The 20550-nt window shown below is 62.5% G+C and carries 21 protein-coding genes; 6 read left to right on the forward strand and 15 right to left on the reverse strand.

The features are described 5' to 3' along the window. Positions 1–4: 4 nt before the first annotated feature. The 11 genes from OU694_RS08925 to OU694_RS08975 all read right to left on the reverse strand — a co-directional run bounded on the left by OU694_RS08925 (position 5) and on the right by OU694_RS08975 (position 10771). Positions 5–739: a nucleotidyltransferase family protein gene (locus tag OU694_RS08925; RefSeq protein ID WP_308910651.1), complete on the reverse strand. Its 735-nt coding sequence runs from the start codon at positions 737–739 to the stop codon at positions 5–7. After that, on the reverse strand, positions 736–1218 hold the full coding sequence (tsaE, locus tag OU694_RS08930) for a tRNA (adenosine(37)-N6)-threonylcarbamoyltransferase complex ATPase subunit type 1 TsaE (protein ID WP_308910652.1): 483 nt from the start codon (positions 1216–1218) through the stop codon (positions 736–738). Before tsaE ends, OU694_RS08925 begins: the two co-directional genes overlap by 4 nt. Continuing rightward, a complete protein-coding gene (locus tag OU694_RS08935; RefSeq protein ID WP_308910653.1) occupies positions 1215–3572 on the reverse strand; it encodes a PAS domain-containing sensor histidine kinase in 2358 nt (785 codons plus the stop codon). Before OU694_RS08935 ends, tsaE begins: the two co-directional genes overlap by 4 nt. Before the next feature lie 109 nt (positions 3573–3681). Beyond that, positions 3682–4857, reverse strand: coding sequence for a methionine adenosyltransferase (metK, locus tag OU694_RS08940; protein ID WP_308910654.1), 1176 nt, complete (start codon positions 4855–4857; stop codon positions 3682–3684). A gap of 29 nt (positions 4858–4886) precedes the next feature. Then, on the reverse strand, positions 4887–6173 hold the full coding sequence (gene ahcY / locus OU694_RS08945) for an adenosylhomocysteinase (RefSeq protein ID WP_308910655.1): 1287 nt from the start codon (positions 6171–6173) through the stop codon (positions 4887–4889). Between the two features lie 101 nt (positions 6174–6274). Further along, positions 6275–6547: an HPr family phosphocarrier protein gene (locus OU694_RS08950; protein ID WP_308910656.1), complete on the reverse strand. Its 273-nt coding sequence runs from the start codon at positions 6545–6547 to the stop codon at positions 6275–6277. A 24-nt stretch (positions 6548–6571) separates the two neighbouring features. Next, positions 6572–6970, reverse strand: coding sequence for a PTS sugar transporter subunit IIA (locus tag OU694_RS08955; RefSeq protein WP_308910657.1), 399 nt, complete (start codon positions 6968–6970; stop codon positions 6572–6574). An 81-nt stretch (positions 6971–7051) separates the two neighbouring features. Further along, positions 7052–7927, reverse strand: coding sequence for an RNase adapter RapZ (gene rapZ, locus OU694_RS08960; RefSeq protein WP_308910658.1), 876 nt, complete (start codon positions 7925–7927; stop codon positions 7052–7054). Continuing rightward, on the reverse strand, positions 7924–8388 hold the full coding sequence (locus OU694_RS08965) for an HPr kinase/phosphorylase (RefSeq protein ID WP_308910659.1): 465 nt from the start codon (positions 8386–8388) through the stop codon (positions 7924–7926). The genes rapZ and OU694_RS08965 overlap by 4 nt, the downstream gene beginning before the upstream one ends. Further along, the gene (locus OU694_RS08970; RefSeq protein WP_308910660.1) at positions 8385–10049 is read right to left on the reverse strand and encodes a sensor histidine kinase; all 1665 of its coding nucleotides are present in this window, start codon (positions 10047–10049) and stop codon (positions 8385–8387) included. Before OU694_RS08970 ends, OU694_RS08965 begins: the two co-directional genes overlap by 4 nt. An 8-nt stretch (positions 10050–10057) precedes the next feature. After that, positions 10058–10771 (reverse strand): response regulator, encoded by a 714-nt coding sequence (locus OU694_RS08975; protein WP_308910661.1) that lies wholly within the window; start codon positions 10769–10771, stop codon positions 10058–10060. A 328-nt stretch (positions 10772–11099) separates the two neighbouring features. On the opposite strand from OU694_RS08975, the gene OU694_RS08980 reads away from it, so the two are divergent. Further along, a complete protein-coding gene (locus tag OU694_RS08980) occupies positions 11100–12704 on the forward strand; it encodes a phosphoenolpyruvate carboxykinase (protein WP_308910662.1) in 1605 nt (534 codons plus the stop codon). Positions 12705–12846: 142 nt separating this feature from the next. Beyond that, positions 12847–14040, forward strand: coding sequence for a hypothetical protein (locus tag OU694_RS08985; RefSeq protein WP_308910663.1), 1194 nt, complete (start codon positions 12847–12849; stop codon positions 14038–14040). Positions 14041–14048: 8 nt separating this feature from the next. Here OU694_RS08985 and OU694_RS08990 read toward each other — a convergent pair whose 3' ends face one another. Beyond that, positions 14049–14486, reverse strand: a complete 438-nt coding sequence (locus tag OU694_RS08990; protein ID WP_308910664.1) for a tellurite resistance TerB family protein — start codon at positions 14484–14486, stop codon at positions 14049–14051. A gap of 28 nt (positions 14487–14514) precedes the next feature. Further along, a complete protein-coding gene (locus OU694_RS08995; RefSeq protein ID WP_308910665.1) occupies positions 14515–15186 on the reverse strand; it encodes a DNA-3-methyladenine glycosylase I in 672 nt (223 codons plus the stop codon). 93 nt (positions 15187–15279) lie between these two features. Between OU694_RS08995 and OU694_RS09000 the strand changes: the two genes are divergently transcribed. Next, entirely contained in the window at positions 15280–15795 is a 516-nt protein-coding gene (locus tag OU694_RS09000) for a J domain-containing protein (RefSeq protein ID WP_308910666.1), read from the forward strand. Between the two features lie 22 nt (positions 15796–15817). On the opposite strand, the gene OU694_RS09005 is transcribed toward OU694_RS09000, so the two are convergent. Further along, a complete protein-coding gene (locus tag OU694_RS09005; protein WP_308910667.1) occupies positions 15818–16291 on the reverse strand; it encodes an Lrp/AsnC family transcriptional regulator in 474 nt (157 codons plus the stop codon). A 143-nt stretch (positions 16292–16434) separates the two neighbouring features. Here OU694_RS09005 and OU694_RS09010 point away from each other — a divergent pair, with 143 nt between their 5' ends. Together OU694_RS09010 and OU694_RS09015 are read left to right on the forward strand one after the other, a co-directional pair. Next, complete coding sequence (locus OU694_RS09010; RefSeq protein WP_308910668.1) at positions 16435–17346, forward strand: DMT family transporter; 912 nt, start codon at positions 16435–16437, stop codon at positions 17344–17346. Between the two features lie 91 nt (positions 17347–17437). Beyond that, complete coding sequence (locus tag OU694_RS09015) at positions 17438–18334, forward strand: DMT family transporter (protein ID WP_308910669.1); 897 nt, start codon at positions 17438–17440, stop codon at positions 18332–18334. On the opposite strand, the gene OU694_RS09020 is transcribed toward OU694_RS09015, so the two are convergent. Beyond that, entirely contained in the window at positions 18335–18985 is a 651-nt protein-coding gene (locus tag OU694_RS09020; protein WP_308910670.1) for a pyridoxamine 5'-phosphate oxidase family protein, read from the reverse strand. Between the two features lie 115 nt (positions 18986–19100). Between OU694_RS09020 and pdxR the strand changes: the two genes are divergently transcribed. Then, entirely contained in the window at positions 19101–20549 is a 1449-nt protein-coding gene (gene pdxR / locus OU694_RS09025) for a MocR-like pyridoxine biosynthesis transcription factor PdxR (protein WP_308910671.1), read from the forward strand. Position 20550 lies beyond the last annotated feature (1 nt).

Genomic DNA, 20550 nt, shown 5'->3' on the forward strand with positions numbered 1-20550 from the left:
GGCGTCAGCCCCGGCCGAGCGCTAGCAGCCGCGCCTCGGCATCGCGCACACCCTCGGGCGAGCCCACATGCATCCAGTCCCCCCGGTGCAGGAGCCCGAAAAGCCGGCCATTCCCTGCCGCCCGGCGGAACATATGGCTGTTGGACCAAGCCCCGTCCGGCGTGTCCTCGTAGGCCGCCGGCGAGGTCATCATGATGCCGCCATACATGAAGGGCGAGGCCGGTGCCTCCCCCCGGAAGCGCAGGAGTGCGGGGGTGGCCGGGTCGCCGCCTGCAAAGAAATCACCGGTGCCTTCATAGCCAAGCGCTGCCTCGGTCGCGACCAGCAGCAACAGGGCATCCATCCGCGCAGGATCGAACGCGGTAGCGAGGGCGGTGAGGGCGGTTTCTTCGCCCGGCGCATCCAGCCACAGCGCATCGCTGTTGATGACAAGGAACGGAGCGTCCCCGAGCGTCGGCAGCGCCTTCTTCACCCCGCCGCCAGTTTCAAGAAGCGCGTCGCGTTCGTCGCTGATCATCGCCTTGCCCGTCGCCACACGGGGGGCAAGATGAGCTTCCATCTGATCGGCCAGATGATGGACATTCACAACAACCGGTGCAGCCGGTATTTCGTCGAGCCGGTCCAGCGCGCGGTCAAGGAGCGTGCGGCCAAGGACCGGCACCAAAGGCTTCGGCAGCCGTGCCGACATTTCCCCCATCCGCGTTCCCTTGCCTGCCGCCAGGATCATCGCAGCGGTCATGCGGCAAGCCCTTCAAGCCGCACGCCCCAGCGCGGGGCACCGTAGAATTCCAGCTGGCGGGTGCCGCGCGCGCCGCCCTCAGGCAGCGTCAGGCGCAGGACAAGCGCGTCATCGAGCCAGCCAGCCGGCAGCCTGTCCGGCCATTCGATCAGCAGCAGGGCTTCGTCCCGTGCGTCCTCAAGCCCCAGATCGTAAATCTCCTCCGGGTCCTTCAGGCGGTAAAGGTCAGCATGATAGACGGTCGGGGCCCCTTCTGGCTCGTAACCCTGCACCAGCGTGAAGGTGGGGCTTGGCACTTCGGCCTCATCATCTTTCAGAAGCGCCCGGACAAGCGCACGGGCAAAGGTGCTTTTGCCGGCGCCGAGATCCCCCGCGAGCGCGATCAGGTCCCCCGCACCCACGAGCCCGGCAAGCCGCCGGGCCAGCGCCTGCATGGCGGCCTCGTCGATGGCCTCGAACTGCAGGAAGGGGGTCATCATGCATCCGCCTCCGCCGTCAGCGTGCGGGGCAGCTCGACCATCAGGCGCACGCCAAGCTCGCCCCACGCAGTCAGCGTCACCTTGCCTTCATGCAGCTCGACAATCCGCCGCACGAGCGCGAGGTCCAGACCCGTCGCGCGCCGTCCGCGCGGGGCGCCGCCCATGGCGACGGTCATGACAAGCGTTTCACGTTCATCAAGCGCCAGGCCGCAATCGGGGTTCACGACCGTGACCAGCACCTTGTCGTCCTTGTCCTCGGCGCTGACAGTGAGCGTGCCGCCGTGCGGCGTGAAACCGGCAAGCGTCGAGATCATATTGTAGAAGGCCTGCTTCAGGCGGCGCGGGTCACCTTCGACCTCGCCGGGGTCGGCCTTCACATCCAGAACCACATGGATGTTGGCCCGGTGCGCCAGATCGCGCGCGATGATCACGGCGTCAGAGAGCGCTTCTGCCACCGGCACCTGCAGATGCTCGACATCCATCTCGCCCGCCTCGATGACAGCGAGATCGAGCACGTCCGATATCATGTCCCTGAGTTGCGCCGAGGCCTGCAGGATATTGCCGATATAATCCTTCTGCTGCGGGTTGAGCTTGCCGAAATATTCCTGATCCAGCAGTTCCGAAAAACCGATGATGGAATTGAGCGGAGTCCTGAGTTCGTAGGACATGTTGGTGATGAATTCGCTTTTCAGCCGGTCGGCGGCCTCAAGCGCGTTCGACCGTTCGCGCAGTGCCTGCTCGATCCGGAAGCTGTCGGTCACGTCATTCTGGCTGAGCATCATGCCGCCGTCGGGGAGCGGCACCAGCGAGAAATCGACCACGACGCCATCCCCCCGATACCAGCGCCCGGTGCGCGGGTTGCGTTCGGAAATCCAGATCGGCAGGCCATCGCGGATATTGGCGCTGTCGCGATCGAAACCCGGTGTGATGTTAAGGTGCGGCAGAAGGGTGGTCAGGTGCGGATTGCCTTCAAGGGCAATATCCGGCAGCTGCCACAAGGCCTTGAAGGAGGGGTTCGAAAGCTCCAGCCGGCCATCGGCCCCGAACACCGCCACGCTTTCGCGCATGTTATCGAGCGTCTCGCGCTGCACGGCGACAAGCGTGTTGTAAGACCGCTCAAGCGCCAGCCGATCAGTCACATCCTCGAACAGGATCAGAAGCCCACCCAAGGGATGCGGCTGGGTGACCACGCGGTGGGCAGTCCCATCCGGCAGGTGCCACATCTCCTCGAAAGGTTCGAGAAGCGTGGTGTAATATTTGAGGATGCCTTCCTTCCACTGGCGGAAGTCGATCTGTTCCGGCACCCGGCGGCGTTCGCGCAACAGCTCAAGCAGTTCGCCGTGGCGCAGGTCGGACGACAGCACATCTTCTGAAATCTGGGCGAGCCGGGTGAAGGCGCTGTTGAAGAAACGCAACGTCTGGTTCGGGCCGAAAATCGCCACGGGGCTGCGCAGGCGGTTCAGCGTTTCGGATTGCGATTCAAGCACACGGGCAAGTTCGGCGAGGGCCTCTTCCTCACCCGTCACATCCAGCGCAACGCCAAGAATGTGTCCTTCATTACCAAGCGGCACGTGATTGACCGTGAAAGCCCGGCGCGAGCCTTCCACCACACCGAACTGGCGTTCCCGGGTCGGCTGGCCGGTCTCGATGGCGCGCAGGAGTCCCCGGCTGCGGGCGCGATCGAAAAGCTCGCGACCGGCCTCGATCACGTTCCTTGCGTCCTTCGCATCCACCGCACGCACATAGGCGGCGTTCACCTCGACCAGTTCGAAATCGGCGTTGCGGATCCATATGGGGCACGGCAGCGCATTGATGGCAGTGGTCAATTCCTCCAGCCGCACGGAAAGCGCCCGCACGCCCTTGTAGCCGCTTGAAAGCGCGCGGTTGCGGGTTTCCTCAACCCAGAGGACGGAAGACGGCCAGCGTTCGTCCACGAGCGCCAGATTCTGCATCTCGATCACAAGGCGGGACCGGCCCCGGCCATATTCGGCGACAAGCGCGCCCTTGAGCGGCATATGGCGGGCAAGGGCAGCCTTCACGCGCTCCACCACATCGAAGGGCAGCCCGACGGCGCCGTTGCCGACCAGTTCGTCGATATGCCCGACAGGGGTTTCAAAGCCGAGGAGCGCGCGCGTATCGCTCGCCATTTCCACCTGCCCGCTTTCCCACAGCCAGATCGGATGCCGGTGATCGGACCGCAGCATCGTATCGAAAAACTGGGCGAGTTCGCGCAGGGACTTCAGCCGGTCGGCACTGCGCCCGGCGCGCCACAGCGCGTAAAGGCCGACAAGCAGCCAACCGCCGATGGCAAGGGCCGCGACGCCATAGGTGATGATATCGACAAACCCGACCATGCCGGTGCCATTTCCCCCGAAACATGAGGCCCTTGAACGGAAAAGGGCGCCCGTGCCGACAATAGCGCGAGCGCCCTTCCAAAGACAAGGCGAGGTGAGGCCTATCCGGTCAGGAAATACCGAACTCGCGCTTCAAGGCCTCGACAAGATCGAGCCGTTCCCACGAGAAAGCACCATCGTTCGTCGGCGTGCGGCCGAAATGGCCATAAGCCGAGGTGCGACGATAGATCGGGCGGTTGAGGCCCAGATGCTGGCGGATGCCGCGGGGGCTGAGGTTCACCAGTTCCTGCAGCACTTTGGAGAGGCGCGCCGGATCGACCTTCGCGTCTTTCCAGACATCCACATAAACCGCGAGCGGCTTCGAGACGCCAATGGCGTAGGCAAGCTGGATGGTGCAGTTGCCGGCAAGGCCCGCCGCCACCACGTTTTTCGCGAGATAGCGCGCAGCATAAGCGGCCGAGCGGTCCACCTTGGTCGGGTCTTTCCCCGAAAAGGCACCGCCACCGTGCGGTGCGGCGCCGCCATAGGTATCAACGATGATCTTGCGGCCGGTGAGGCCGGCGTCGCCGTCCGGCCCGCCGATGATGAACTGACCCGTCGGGTTCACATAGAATTCGTCCTCGGGCGGCATCCAGCCTTCGGGCAGGATCTTCGCCACGTGGCCGCGCACCAGTTCCTTCAGGTCGGCTTGGCTGACACCTGCCTTGTGCTGGGTAGAAACCACCACGCTGGTGGCACCGACCGGCACGCCATCCACATATTTCAGCGTCACCTGGCTTTTGGCGTCAGGCTCCAGCATGTCGGCCTCGCCCGCATGACGAGCAGCGGCGAGCGACTTCAGGATATTGTGCGCATAATCGATGGGCGCAGGCATCAGGCTTGGCGTCTCATCGCAGGCGTAGCCGAACATGATGCCCTGGTCGCCAGCGCCTTCGTCCTTGCCACCAGCCTCGTTGGCATCAACGCCCATGGCGATATCGGCCGACTGTTCGTGCAGGAAGTTCGAAAACTCGGCCGTGCGCCACGAGAAGCCAGCCTGGTCGTAGCCGATTTCCTTGACGGCATCGCGGGCCACAGACTCGATATCGTCGTGCGTCACGCTTTCGGGTCCGCGCACCTCGCCCGCCACAATGATGCGGTTGGTGGTGACCATGGTTTCGGCCGCCACCCGGGCTTCCGGGTCGGCTTCCAGATAAAGGTCGACAATGGCATCCGAAATCCGGTCGGCCACCTTGTCGGGATGGCCTTCGGAAACGGATTCACTCGTGAAAAGATATTCGCGCATCAGGGCACCTGGTCCGTCAGAGAGGTCAATCAGTAGCGATACTGGTCGGCTTTGAAGGGGCCGGCCACGTCAACGCCGATATATTTGGCCTGTTCGGCCGTCAGCGTCGTCAGTTTGGCGCCGAGCTTGCCAAGATGGAGGGCAGCAACCTTTTCGTCCAGATGCTTCGGCAGCACATAGACCTTGCGGTCGTAATTCGCGGCATTGTTCCAGAGCTCGATCTGCGCCAGCACCTGATTGGTGAAGCTCGCTGACATCACAAAGCTCGGGTGGCCGGTGGCGCAACCGAGGTTCACAAGACGACCCTTGGCGAGAACGATCAGCCGCTTGCCATCGGGGAAGACAACCTCGTCCACCTGCGGCTTCACTTCTTCCCAGACCATGTTCTTCAGGCCGGCGATCTGGATCTCACTGTCGAAGTGGCCGATATTGCAGACAATCGCGCGGTCCTTCATGGCCCGCATGTGATCAACGGTGATGATATCCTTGTTGCCGGTGGCGGTAACGAAAATGTCGGCCTTCGGCGCCATGTCTTCCATGGTCTGGACATCATAACCTTCCATCGCAGCCTGCAGGGCGCAGATGGGGTCGATCTCGGTCACGGTGACGCGTGCCCCTTGGGAACGCAGCGATTCGGCACAGCCCTTGCCCACGTCGCCGTAACCGCAAACAACGGCCACCTTGCCCGCGAGCATCACGTCGGTCGCGCGCTTGATGCCATCCACAAGGCTTTCGCGGCAGCCATAAAGGTTGTCGAACTTCGACTTGGTGACGCTGTCATTGACGTTGATGGCAGGAACCGCCAGCGTGCCGGCCTTGGCCATTTCGTAAAGACGCAGCACGCCCGTGGTGGTTTCTTCCGAAATGCCGCGAACGTCCTTCATGATTTCCGGATAGTCGCGGTGCATGATGATGGTGAGGTCGCCGCCGTCATCAAGGATCATGTTCGGGGTCCAGCCGTCCGGGCCCTTGATCGTCTGGTGGACGCACCAGTCATATTCTTCTTCCGTTTCACCCTTCCAGGCAAACACGGGCACACCGGCTGCGGCCATCGCGGCGGCGGCGTGATCCTGCGTGGAGAAGATGTTGCAGCTTGACCAGCGGACGGTGGCGCCAAGCGCGGTCAGGGTTTCGATCAGGACAGCGGTCTGGATCGTCATGTGCAGGCAGCCCGCGATGCGTGCGCCCTTGAGCGGCTGCGACGCGCCAAACTCGTCGCGCAGCGCCATCAGGCCCGGCATCTCGGTTTCAGCAATGTTGATTTCCTTGCGGCCCCAGTCAGCGAGCGCAATATCGGCAACTTTATAATCGGTCATTCTTCTTCTCCAGTCGGCATGGGGAGGCATTTGCGCCTGCTTATAGCAGGGTCCGCCTCCTCATTAAACGACAAAAGATAAAGAATTCTTTATATAGCAGATTAGCGTTCTTCGCCGAAGCGATTGGCAACAAGCGCAGCGATTGCATTCATCGCATCGTCGGCATCGGCCCCTTCGGCCGAAACGTCGATACTGTCGCCCTTGGCGGCACCCAGCATCATCAGGCCCATGATCGAGGTGGCGGTCACCTCGGTGCCGTCTTTGGAGACATTGATTCGCGCGCTGAATTCACCGGCGAGTTTGGCAAGCGCCGCGCTCGCCCGTGCATGCAGGCCGCGCATATTGATGATTTCGAGTGTGCGTTCAACGGCCACAGGCTTCCCCCTTCCCGGAACTTGTCAGGCACCCAGAAGCTGGCTGGCCACGTTGATATATTTGATCCCGGCGTCACGGGCGGCCTCAACGGCGGTATCAAGCGGCATCGTGCCGCGCACTGTGGCAAGCTTGATCAGCATCGGCAGGTTGATCCCGGCGATAACCTCGACCTCGCCTTTCTTCAGCAGCGAAATCGCAAGGTTCGAAGGTGTACCGCCAAACATATCGGTAAGGAGCACAACGCCCGCGCCGGTGTTGACGGCCTCGACGGCCTCCATGATTTCGGCACGGCGGGCTTCCATATCGTCTTCAGGGCCGATGCAGATACCGCGGATATTTTCCTGCTTGCCCACCACATGTTCGGTAGCCGCGATGAATTCCGCCGCGAGCTTGCCGTGGGTCACTAGTACCATACCGATCATCTGCCCATCCTCGATCCTGAGCCGTCGTTTCTGCCGGGCGGTGCGTGACAGCAGCCCGCCCCTTGTCCCGTCACATGACTGTCATGCGAACGGTGTGTCCCGGTGATGAACTTGAACGACGATCCCGTCAAGCTCCAAACGTGCCGCGAAGGTTTCGGCAAGCATTACCGAGCGGTGCCGGCCGCCGGTGCAACCGAAGGCAACGGTGAGGTAGGACTTGCCCTCGTCACGGTAGCGCGGCAGCAGAAAACCCAAAAGGTCCGATACCTTGGCGACAAAAGCATCATAGCCTTCGTCCGCCCGCACATAGGCCGCCACCGCCGGATCACGGCCGGTTTGCGGCTTCAGGTCGGGCACATAATGCGGATTGCGCAGGAAGCGCACGTCGAAGACCAGGTCGGCATCGCGCGGTACGCCGTTCGCGAATCCGAAGCTCGTGATGCTGACGACCATCTGAACCGCAGAACCGCCCGCGAAGCGGTCATGGATCAGCTTCTTTGTGTCCGCCCCCTTGCGCGCCGTGGTATCGAGGCGGCTGTCGACCACCTCGAGGACCGGCGCCATCAGGGTCCGCTCACGCTCGATCGCTTCGGGCAGGCGCCCGTCGGCATCGAGCGGATGGCGGCGGCGGGTTTCCGAAAAGCGGCGCACGAGCGTTTCGTCGCTGGCATCGAGGAACAGGACATGCAGATCCACATCCGGCTTCGCCCGCAGGCGTGCGGCGAGGGCGGCAAATGCGTCAGGCGAGAAATGGAAGGTGCGTGCATCGATACCGACAGCAAGCGGTTCGCTGACACCCGCCGCGGCCTGTTCCTCCATCAGCTGCTCGATCATCGTCAGCGGCAGGTTGTCAACAATCTCGTAGCCGAGATCCTCGAACGCATTGAGTGCGATGGATTTGCCCGCACCCGAAAGCCCGGTCACGATCACGAGACGGCGGCCGCCCGCTTTGGTCATAAAGTCCCCTCCGGATGCCCTTCCTGGCCGATGCGGGCCGGGGCATCGAGCGCCAGTTCAACCTTGATGGGTGCCGACGCCTCGAAGGCATTGAGCCGGAGACGCGGCAGTTCGATGCCCAGAATGGTGACCTTTTCAGCCGCTGGCAAGCGCGGCACGCGCGCGCTGTGATCGAGATCGACGACAAGCGACACCGGCGCCACGGCTGTCACCGGCAGGCTGATGATGCCAAGGCCGCGCACTTCAATGAGCCCGCGCAAACGGTCGGGCGCCTTGCCCATGAGGCGGCCTTCTTCCACGGTGAGCCATACCTGATCGTCCGCCACCAGCATGCCGCCGCGGTCGATCAGGCGCAGGCCGAGGTCCGATTTGCCGCTGGCGGAAGCCCCGCGCAGCAGCACGCCGCACCCGTTCCGGGCGATCAGCGTGGCGTGATAAAGCTTGCCCTCGGCGTCCGTCATGACTTGGTGCCGGCGTTTTTGCTGGCGGGCAGGTCGATGATGAAGAGCGCGCCAGAGCGGTCGGTACGATTGGTGGCCGTGATCTGCCCCCTGTGGGCTTCGATCACCTGTTTGGATATCGCCAGACCAAGGCCCGAATGTCGGCCGAAATCTTCCCCTTCGGGGCGTTCGGAATAGAAACGGCTGAAGATTTTCTCTTCGGCACCTTCGGGCAGGCCCGGGCCTTCGTCCATGATATAGGTTGTCACCCGCCGGTCGCCGCGCGCCAGCGTCACGGTCACGGTGCCACCCTCGGGGCTGAAGGAAATCGCATTATCGATGATGTTACGCCACACTTGCCCCAGCCGCCCGCCGATTCCATTGACCACATAGGCACCGGGTTCCGGGTCATCAAAAGCGATCTTCACGCCGCGCGCCACACCGGTGGTGCGATAGCCATCGATCATGGTGGCAAGCATGGTGCCGATATCGACGGGCTCCATGGCGCCGCGCGTCAGTTCGGCGTCGAGCCTTGAAGCATCCGAAATATCGCTGATCAGCCGGTCCAGCCGCTGCACGTCCTCGGCAAGGATGCCAAGGAGGCGTTCGTGCAGGTCCGGCCTGTCGGTGCGCTTCATGGTCTCGAGCGCCGACCGCATGGAGGACAGCGGATTTTTCAGTTCGTGCGCCACGTCCGCCGCAAAGCTTTCCACGGCATCGATCTGGTTATAAAGCGCGCGGGTCATGTCGGAAAGCGACCGGGAAAGGTCGCCTATCTCGTCCTTGCGGTCGGCAAATTCGGGGATATTTTCCTCGCGCCCGATGGCACCGCGCACCCGCTCCGCCGCCCGCGCCAGCACCCGGATGGGTCGCACCAGCGCCTGTCCCAGAAACAGCGACAACAGGATCGTCAGGATGAAGGCAGCGGATGAAATCTGCACGATCAGCATCTGTTCCGATTGCACGATCCGTTCGATATCGTCCGTTTGCGCGGTCAGGAGAAGAGCCCCGAGCACGCGGCGGAAGCGCTGCACCGGCATCGCAACATTGATCGCATAGCCGCCATCGTCGCGCTGGCGCACCTGGCTCATCGGTTCGCCCTCAAGGGCGGACATCACCTCGATGAGATCGGCAGCCCTGAGCCCCGGTTTGTCGATATAGGGAGGGGCGAGCGGCCGGGGCGCGACATATTCAAGCCCTTTCCTGAGCAAGGCTTCGGCCCGCTGCGAGAGAGGGACTTCGCTATCCAGCCGCGGCAGGGGCTCGGCATAGACGCGCTTTTCCCCCGCGATCAGGCGGCTGTCGGCGATCATCGAGCCCGAAACGCCAAAAAGCCGCGCCCGGACATCGGTGGGGCTGACAAGGCGGGACAGGATCTGCCGCGCCGGCGGCAGGTCGATCTCGGTCGCCTCCGGCCCTGCACTCGCCGATTCGCCAAGGGCGGCCGCAATGATCTGCGCCTGCACTTCAAGCGCCAGGCGCCGGTCATGGATCAGCGACGTGCGGAACTGGTTCAGGTAAAGGATGCCGCCGACAAGCGTGAAGATGGCGAGCGCGTTGACCGCCAGAATGCGCACCATGAGGGGCGAGATGCCGCGCGTATAGTGCCGCGGCCTGGCAACCTGATTGCCCGGCCGGGTCGCTTTCAGCCCGCCATCACTTTCACCCCTCGTTCGCGCCACGCTGCCTCTCAACTTTCCTTGAAGCGATAGCCGACACCATACAGGGTTTCGATCCCGTCGAACTCCTCATCGGCCTGCCGGAACTTGCGCCGCAGGCGTTTGATATGGCTGTCGATCGTGCGGTCGTCCACATAAACGTCGTCCGAATAGGCGGCGTCCATCAGCTGATCGCGGCTTTTCACATGGCCCGGATGCTGGGCCAGCGTCTGCAGGATCATGAATTCGGTGACGGTCAGCGTCACGTCATGGCCATTCCAGAGCACGCGGTGGCGCAAGGGATCGAGCGTGAGGCGGCCGCGCACCATCACCTCGTCGCTCGGGTTTTCGGCAGGTGTCGCCGCCACCGGCGTCGCCCGCATTTCCGACCGGCGCAAGAGCGAGCGGATACGTTCGATCAGCAGCCGCTGCGAGAAAGGCTTGCCGATATAGTCGTCGGCGCCCATGCGCAGGCCCAGTACCTGATCGATCTCCTCGTCCTTCGAGGTCAGGAAGATCACCGGCATGTCGGTCACTTCGCGCAGCTTCTTCAGAAGCTCCATCCCGTCCATACGCGGCATCTTCACATCAAGGACGGCGAGGTCGGCCGGCTTGGTGGCAAGCGCCTCCCACGCCTTCTGGCCGTCCGGGTAGGTGCGCACACGGAAGCCTTCGGCCTCCAGCGCGATGGTGACGGAGGTGAGAATGTTGCGGTCGTCGTCAACGAGCGCGATGGTAGCTGTCATGGCTTCCCCCATTGTTATGCTGCTTGCAGGCAATCGTCGGTGTTGGCCTCAATTCCGCGAAGCGGTTCAGCCTAAACCAGAATCCATCACGGCGTTAAGCCCGATTTACGACGAAATCGTGGCACGTCGGTGGCACGGGCATGCTGCAAAGGCTTGGTGCGCCTGCCTGCAGAAGAATCCGGTTGACCAATCGGGGCATTTCATACAGTTTGGCCCCAACCGGCGAAGACCGGATAATACCAATTCCGTACCAACCTAGGAAATAGGCGGCTAAACGGGATGGAAACAATATAACTTGTGGCCCCAAAGTCAGTTGGAGAAATCGACCGTGCAAGTCAAAGGCGCCTGCCTCAGCAGCGTCGGCCTTGATGCCCATGGCATCACCGGCGTTCAAACCCAATACTGGAACCTGAACACGCCAGAACTTTACGAGGAAGCCATTCGCCGCGGCGAAGGCAAGATTGCCGATGGCGGCGCCCTCGTGGTGAAGACCGGCAAGCATACCGGCCGCTCGGCCAAGGATAAATTCACCGTCCGCGATGCCGGCACCGAAAACACCGTCTGGTGGGGTGATACCAATCGCCCGATGACCCCCGAGGCCTTCGACGCCCTGCATGCAGCATTCCTGCAGCATATGAAGGGCAAGGAACTGTTCATCCAGGACCTGTTCGGCGGCTCCGACAAGAACCATCAGGTTTCGGTCCGCACCATTGGCGAGCTTGCCTGGCACAGCCTTTTCTGCCGCACCATGCTGATCGTGCCGACAGACGAAGAGCGCAAGGCCTTCCGCCCCGAGTTCACGATCATCAACCTGCCGACCTTCAAGGCTGACCCCGCCACCCACGGCTGCCGCAGCGAAACCGTGATCGCGGTGAACTTCACCAAGAAGATCATCCTGATCGGCGGCACCGAATATGCGGGCGAGAACAAGAAGTCCGTCTTCTCGATCCTCAATTACCTGATGCCGGAAGCCGGCGTCATGCCCATGCACTGCTCGGCCAACATCGGCCCCGAGGGCGACGTTGCCATCTTCTTCGGCCTTTCGGGCACCGGCAAGACGACGCTTTCCGCCGACAGCAGCCGCACGCTCATCGGCGATGACGAGCATGGCTGGTCGGACGACAGCGTCTTCAACTTCGAAGGCGGCTGCTACGCCAAGATGATCCGTCTGGACCCCGAGGCCGAGCCCGAGATCTATGCCACCACCAAGCGTTTCGGCACTGTGCTTGAAAACGTGGTGATGGACGATGCGACCCGCACGCTTGATCTGGATGACAATACGCTCGCCGAGAATACCCGCGGCGCCTACCCCATCCATTTCATCCCGAACACCTCGGAAGAAAACAAGGGTGGCCGCCCGAAGAATATCATCATGCTGACCGCCGATGCCTTCGGCGTGCTGCCCCCGATCGCGCGGCTGACGCCCGAACAGGCGATGTATCACTTCCTTTCGGGTTACACCGCGAAGGTTGCCGGCACCGAGATCGGCGTGAAGGAGCCGCAGGCGACCTTCTCCACCTGCTTCGGCGCCCCCTTCATGCCCCGCCACCCGAGCGTTTACGGCAATCTGCTGCGCAAGAAGATCGCCGAGGGCGGCGTGAATTGCTGGCTGGTGAATACCGGCTGGACCGGCGGCGTGTATGGCACCGGCCACCGGATGCCGATCAAGGTGACCCGTGCCCTCCTGCACGCGGCGCTTGATGGCAGCCTCAACAGCGCCCCGATGCGGGTCGACCCCTTCTTCGGCTTCGAAGTACCGACCGAAGTACCGGGCGTGGAAGCCACGATCCTGAACCCGCGTGACACCTGGGCCGACAAGGCCGCCTATGACGCGAAGGCCAGGCATCTGGTTGGCCTGTTCATCGAAAACTTCGAAACCTTCGTCGACCATGTCGACGATCAGGTAAAAGCCGCCGCGCCGAGTGCGGCGTAAGGCTTACAGGCTAGCAATCAAAGAATGCGAAACGGGGCCCAAGTGGCCCCGTTTTCAATATATTCCATCGACTGCGATATTGACTGTGCAACCCTAACAGGAAACCATGGCCCGAAGTCTTCAATAAGCTTTTGAAGTGCCAATGAAGCGATTTGCGCTCCTGTTGACAGTATTCCTCATTTTCTCTTGCTCGGACAAAAGCGGGAACCCTCAATATATCATGGACGTAATGCCAGATGGATCAGACTTCTGGTATATCTCGTGCTCGCCGCGCAGCATCAATGACAGCGGCGTTGTCGTCGGCAACGTAACCTTGGATGACGGGACAAAAGCCGGTCGCTTGGTGCCGTTCATTTGGCGTCGACCGGGCTTCCCGGTTCTATTGCGCTCCCCACTGGACTGGGAGACCCGCGACGCAACGCCCGTAAAGCTCAGGCCGCCGCTCGCCACTCGCATCAATACAAAAGGTCAGATTCTGGGCAGTACGTATGACGCCAACAATCGGCATCACGGCGTCGAATGGGACTCACGTGGCAGGTTACATCTGCTTCCCCGATCAATAGCAAACGCAGTTGGGCTTGAGTTCAACGACAATGGTCAAATTGCAGGAGCAATTCGGGCGAGTGATAACAGCCTTTCTGCCTTCCTCTGGGATATACGCAGCCAAATGACCCCCATTCCGGGTATCGAACAAGACCCCTGGGTTCTTCCCGGAGCAATGAACAATCTTGGCACCGTCGTCTTGGAAAGCCGTTCAGAACTCGGAACACAGTTGTTCCTTTGGGATAAAAAAAACGGCTCCAGGCCCATCGGAAAGCGCAGACAGTCGTCAATCCATCCGACTGCAATCAACGACAATGGTGCCCTTGTCGCTATTGGGAAAACCTTGAGAGACGACGATGCAAGCGGCGGCTACGGCCTAAAATTCGAACCCGGGGCTGACGATTTACAGCTGCTCCCCTTGCCTCAGAAGGTGACCGATCCACGCATTGTCGGGGATAAAGGAAAATCCAGTTTTTCTTATGACGGCCCCCAGCGCTTCAGAGGGACCCACCCGTCAGGTATAAACAATAGCGGGGAAATCGTCGGCACTTCGATCGTGACAACAAAGGGGGTCGCCAACGGGCAGAAAAATACCAGCGAGGTACGGATTGGTTTGTACTGGCGCGCAGATGGCTCCGTCGTCAGCGTCAACGACCTGGTGCCGGATGGTCAGCGCTATATTCCGACTGGCGCCACAGACATCAACGAACGCGGTGAAATTCTCGGCCAAGCATCGCTACCGGGCAAGAAAAGTGAGAATCGTTGCTTCGTTCTAAGCCCATCGCCGAAATAATATACCCGTCACCGCCCCATCACTTCATGCTTGATCCGCACCCGGTCCTCCGGCGTCACACCCAATAGCCCGGCGATTTTGGCGAGTGCGTTGGCTTCGAAATTATCGAGGCTGTCGTCGGCAAGCGCCACCTGCCACAGAAGCCGCACGATTTCCTGCCGCTCGTCCTGGTCCAGCTCGCGGGCGAGCGTGCGGGTGAATTCGTAAAGGCTGGTTGCTTCGGCCTCGCGCGCTTCGGCGCGGGTGAGGATTTCACCAGCCGACCAGGCATCGAGGCCATAGCGTTCGGTGAGTGCCTTCAAAAGCGCGGCACGCTCGCCGGCGCTGAAGTCGCCGTCGGCTTTCGATACCTGCACCAGAAGGGCGGCGGTGGCGAGGGCGAGCTCGTCCTTGGGGCTCGCTTTGCCGGCCTTGAGGCCGAGGAATTCGCTGACGCGGGCAAACATGGGGATTTTTCTCCTTCTGTTATGATTTTCAGGCGTCGATGCTCATGGCGAGCACACGGGAAATATGGGCAAGCGGACGGCCGGATTCCACCGCCCATGTGTTGAACGCGTCCTGAACCGCCTTCTTGGCCGCCTTCGAGGTAGGCTCCTTGTCCACCACGCCTTCGCGCACAAGGGCCGCCACCACATCACGGCCCAGCACAAAGCCATCCTTGCCGATGAAGCGCAGGAAATACTGGCCGCTGGTGCCGCCAAGCCGCGAGGCGCGCTTCTTGATCATATCCAGAAGCCCCATGAAATCGCTGCTCGGCCAATCGGCAATCGCGCGGGCGGCGCTGCCGTGCTCATCCGCGAGCGCGCACAGGAAAGCAGCATTTTCCCGCACGCTTCTGATCTTCACCCCGTTCCTGACGATTCGGGTGTCCGACACCAGCCGGCCGAGGTCATCATCATCCAGAAACATGCAGCGCACGGGATTGAAGCCCTCGAATGCTTCCTCAAACCCCGGCCATTTATGCTCGATCACCTGCCAGCTGAAACCGGCCGAGAAAACCGCGCGGGTCATGGCGGCAAGGATGCGGTCATCGGGTGTGGCGGCCAGTTCGTCGGCTGTTTTTATCTCGGGCATTTTTGCTTCGAGTGCTGCGTCCCCGCCCTTGCGTTTGGCCGCTATCGCCCAGATTTGATCGAAGCTGTGCATGGTATTTCCCCTCGTCCATCGTATATATGTGACTTGCCTTGGGCGCGCTGGCCCGGTAACGACAAGGCCTTATCACCCGGTTATACTGGCATCATGGCGAACGACTATATCAAAAGCTTCGGATTTCCCCGCTGGGGCGAGTACGGCCGCGACAAGGAGGCCGAACCCGTCCGCATGTGCGATTATGCGGGCTGTTCCGAAAAGGGCTCGCACCCCGCGCCCAAATCGCCGTCCTCGCCGGAACGCTGGTATTTCTGCCGCGAGCATGCCGCCGAATATAACCGGAACTGGAATTTCTTTCAGGGCATGAGCGACGAGGAAGCCCGGCGCTATATGCATGAAGATGCCTCCTCCGAAGCCTTCAGCCAGGCCAACCCCTTTGAATGGGGCGGGGCGGTGGACGAGGACGGCTTCACCTCTGCCGAGGCCCGCGCCTTCGATACGCTTGAGGTCGATAGCGACGCCGGGCCGGAAATGATCAAGAAGCAATACCGCAAGCTCGCCAAGGTGTGGCACCCCGATGCCAACCCGGGTGACCCCGAAGCCGCCGAACGCTTCCATGCCGTGCAGACGGCCTATGAGACCCTGCGCCGCAAGCTTGATTTCTAAGATCGATTTCCAGGCCTGATTTCTAGGCGGGCGTCCCGAGCGGGATAGTGAAGCCCGACTTGAACGTATCGATCGCGACAATCGTCTGGAACCGCCCGACCGAAGGATTGGTGAAGAAAAGCTCGCGCGTGATGCGGTCGTAATCCAGCATGTCCTTCACGGTCATGATCAGCACGAAATCATACTCGCCGGTGACATAATAGCCCTGCTGGACTTCCGGCACCTGCAGCATCTGCTCGCGAAAAGAATCGATCGACTGGGTGCAGCCATAGGCAAAATTCACCTGCACGATCAGGGTGGTACGCCCGCCGACCGCCTTGGGGTTGAGGATCGCGATTTCCTTGGCGATCACCCCTTCCTCGCGCAGCCGCTTGATCCGCCGCTGGCATGCCGCCGGCGACAAGCCGACCTCGGCGCTGATCGTTTCCGCGGTCTGGCGGCTGTTGGCCTGAAGGCGCGCAAGGATCTTGATGTCAAACGCATCGATTTCGATCATTTGCGGATTTTTTCCTCGTGATATTCGTAAATCACGACTGATTTTATCATGAATTCACAAAATGCGCGAAGATTCATCGCGTGAGATTGGCATATCATGCACGCAATGACAAAATCCCATCACGACACGCGAGGAGAGTTTTCATGGTTGAGAAAGGGGCCCCCGATACCGCCCGGGCGATGACCTATGGCCTGACCGCCGCCACCATCTGGGGCGCGTGGCCGATCGTCACCTCAATCGGCGTCACCGGCAGCGTGCCGGCTGATCTGGTCACGATCCTCCGCTTCCTCGTGGCGGGTCTCTTGCTGCTGCCCTTCGCCTTCCGGGGCCGGATGACACGCACGGACTGGGCCCGATCGCTCGTCCTCACCTTTGTCGCCGGCGCGGGTTACACCTTCATCGTATCGAACGGCGTGAGCCTCGCGCCCGCCGCCCACGGCGGCCTTATCATCCCCTCGGGGGTTCTCGTCTTCAGCCTTCTGGGCAGTCATTTCTTCCTAGGTGACCGGCTGACCGCCAACCGGGCCATCGGGGCGGCGATCATCATCGCCGGCATCTGCGCCATCGCCTCGGCGCGCATGGATGACGGGCTGGCGCTGCAGGGCGATGCGCTGTTCATCGTCGGCGGGATGCTGTGGGCGAGTTATACGGTGCTCCTCAAATACTGGAAGCTCGATCCGCTGACCGCCACGGCGCGGATCTCCGTCCTGTCGCTCATCGTCCTTCTGCCGTTCCTCCCCGATGCCATCGGGCCCCTGAGTGCGGCGCCGGTGGGGGACATACTGCTGCAGGCGGTGTGGCAGGGTGTGATGTCGTCAATCGTCGCCGGGGTGCTTTTCGGCAAAGCCGTCGCTGTCCTCGGGGCCGGGCGTGCCGCGATCCTCAATTCGCTGACACCGGCGCTCGCCATTCTCCTCGCCATCGTGATCCTCGGCGACTGGCCGCGCCCGGCAGAATGGATCGGCCTTGTGCTTGTGGTCAGCGGCATGGCGGTGGCCCTTAAGGTGCGCAAGGCGGCGCCGATGCCCCTCGTCGTCGAAGCCCAGAAGGTCTAGGCAAACAATCCCGCTTCCCCGCGCAATCGGAGCACGCTATAGGCTTGCACCATGCCCGTTACACCGGTCTCTTTTTCGAGGAGTCCCACCGATGACCGTGATCCCGCGCGCTGACCTCGTCAAGGGCCTCACCCTTGGCCTGATTGCCGTTGCCATCTGGGGTGCGTGGCCACTCGTGACCGCGGCCGGTGTGGGCTCCAACCTCTCGCCGCTGGCCGTTACGTTCCTGCGCTATCTGGTCGCCGGCCTCTGCTTTGCGCCGTTTGCTTTCCGGGGTGACAACAGCCTGCGAGCATGGACGATGGGCTTTGCCTTCGCGGCCTTTGCGGGTGCCCCGAACACATGGGTGGCCATATCGGGCCTCACGCTCGCCCCCGCCAGCCACGGCGGGCTTGTGATCCCCGCCTTCGTGATGATCGGCGGCATGGTTGGCGGCCATATCGTGCTTGCCGACCGACTGACCCGTGCCCGGCTTCTCGGGCTCATGCTGATGATCGGCGGGCTTGTCGTGCTCGCCGCGCCCATGATGGGCGACAATGCAGCGCTTGGCGGCGAGATCCTTTATGCGGTCGCCGGGATCGGCTGGGCCATCTATAGCGTGCTGATGAAACGCTGGGGCGTGCCGCCCCTGGTGGCCACCGCGCGGCTTGCCTTCATTTCGGGCCTCATGGTGCTGCCGCTCTGGCCCTCGATCGGGCACGAGATCATGGCTGCAGACCCTGAAGCCGTGCTGCTGCAGGCCGGCTGGCAGGGGCTTTTCTCTACCGTCATCGCCTTCCTGTTCTTCAGCATGTCGGTGTCGCTCATTGGCGCGAGCCGCGCCTCGGTGCTGAATACAGCGACGCCTGCCATCACGCTGATCCTTGCGAGCTTCTTGCAGGACGCCGTGGCCGGCCCCGCCGAATGGCTGGCGCTTGCCCTGCTGTTTGCCGGGATGGCGGCCGCACTTGCCCCCGCGCGGCGGGTGGTACTTCCCGCCGCCGCCTGATCACCAGCCGAAGGTCGGCAACACCGGGTGATTAAGGGGGGCAGCTTCGCCCTCGGGTGCTACTTCGGGCGCCTGCAGCTTCTGCACCAGCGGCACGACACCGGCCCAGACCGGCCAGTCGGCCTCCTCGCCGTCACCCGGCGGGGCAGCGCGGACCTTGGCGGCAGCATCCTCGATCTCCATCACCAGCATGCCGGTGGCCTTGCGCTCCTGCGCTGTCATCGGGCGCAGCTGCGGCCAGCGGCCGGGGGCGAGGCGCTCGAAGAAAAGCTCCATCTGCCGGTCAAACTCGGCCTCGTCCGTCACCAGTTCGGGCACGCCGTAGCACATGACGGACCGGTAATTGACACTCGTCGAAAAGCCCGACCGGGCAAGCACCAGCCCATCGAGCTGTGAAACGGTCACACAGGCCGGATTGCCCGCCGACAGGTGCCGCACCATGCCGCTCGCCGATGAGCCGTGCCAGTAAAGCCGGTTGCCCTCGCGCCAGTGGCTTGTGGGGATCACATGCGGCTGGCCATCCACGCTGAAACCCACGTGGCACAGGATATGGCTGTCGAGGATCGCATAAACCGTTTCGGTATCGTAACGGGCACGTTTCAGTCCCCGCCGCACGCGGGACCGGTCGGATTTCTTGAATTCTGCTGTCATGGTCTCGGGTCTCGTTATCGGAATGCTTATCCGCAACCACCAATGCCCCATTATTGGCTCCCTTTAAAGAACCACATCCTTTAATATGATGGAGCCAATTTTTGATGCACGTGCGATGACAAGCCTGACCGACAGCCTTCTCCTTTCCTTGCGGGTCGACCAGCCCGGCACGCTGCAGGCGCGGCTGCACCGGGCGATTCGCGAGGCGATTCTCTCAGGTCGCCTGCGACCCGGCGAACGCTTGCCTGCGACTCGGTTGCTGGCGAAAAGCCTGTCGCTCGGTCGCAATACGGTGAGCCTCGCCTATGAGGCGCTGGCCTCGGAAGGCTATCTGACCGCGCGCGGTGGCAGCGGACATTATGTCGCCGCTGACCTGCCGGATGCGCCGCTCAACCATGATCCCATCCCGGTGCGCACATCAAAGACCGCCGCTCTCGCCGCCCTGCCCGTCTCAAGCGGGCAACCTGCGCTGGACCTGTTTCCGCGCGACCTGTTTGCCCGGCTGACGGCAAGGGCGTGGCGGCGGGCGGGGCCGGCGCTCCTCTCGTGCCGCGATGTGGCCGGCCTGCCGCCGCTCCGCGAGGCTGTGGCCCATTATCTGCGCGTCACCCGCGACGTGCGGGCGGAAGCAGGGCAAGTGGTGATCCTGTCGGGCGTGCAGCAGGCACTGTCGCTGCTTGCCCATCTCCTGATGCCTGACAGGGATGCTGGTGTCGGGATCGAGGATCCCGGCTATCCGGGCCTTGTGGAGACGATCGCCGCACTTGGCCGCCCCGCGATTTCCATCGCCGTCGACCGGGACGGCGCCGTACCGCCCGCGCCCGCTGCTCCCACGCTCACCGTGCTCAGCCCATCGCGCCAGTATCCGCTTGGCCTCACCATGCCGCTCGCCCGCCGCATCGCATGGGTGCAGGCGGCAAGCGAGCAGGGCTTTCACATCCTTGAAGACGATTACGACAGCGAGTTCCGCTACGAAGGCAAGGCGCAGCCTTCGCTGCAGGGCCTCGACCCTTCGGGGCACGTGCTTTACACCGGCGGCTCGTCAAAAGCCCTGTTTCCGGCCGCCAGAATCGCGTGGCTGGTGTTGCCTGACCGGCTTGTCGACCCCTTCCTGAAGCTGCGCCATGCGCTCGACAGTTTCCCGCCACTCGCGAGCCAGTTGCCGCTTGTCGATTTCATCGGCGAGGGGCATTTCGCCCGCCATATGCGCCGGCTGCGCATGGCCCACCGGGACCGCGCCGAAACCTTTGCCGCCGCCTTTCGCGTCACCCTTGGCGACCGCTTTCACCTTTCGGGCGGAGGCGCCGGCCTTCACCTGATTGCCGAACCGGTGACCGGCGACCTGCCCGACGACCGTATTCTGGCCCGCCTCGCCCTTGATGCCGGGATCGGTGCCGCCGCCCTGTCGGTCACCTACCGCGATGTCGCACCACGGCAAGGCCTGCTGTTGGGCTTTGCCGATATTCCTTCGTCGGAAATGCCATCACGCCTCGCCCGGTTCAAGGCATCGGTCGACGCCGGGTCAATCTCTGATTTCCAAAGGCCGCACCATGGGTTAGGCTAAA

Origin of the sequence: Pseudokordiimonas caeni, assembly GCF_026719705.1 — a bacterium.
Classification (GTDB): Bacteria; Pseudomonadota; Alphaproteobacteria; order Sphingomonadales; family Kordiimonadaceae; genus Gimibacter; species Gimibacter caeni.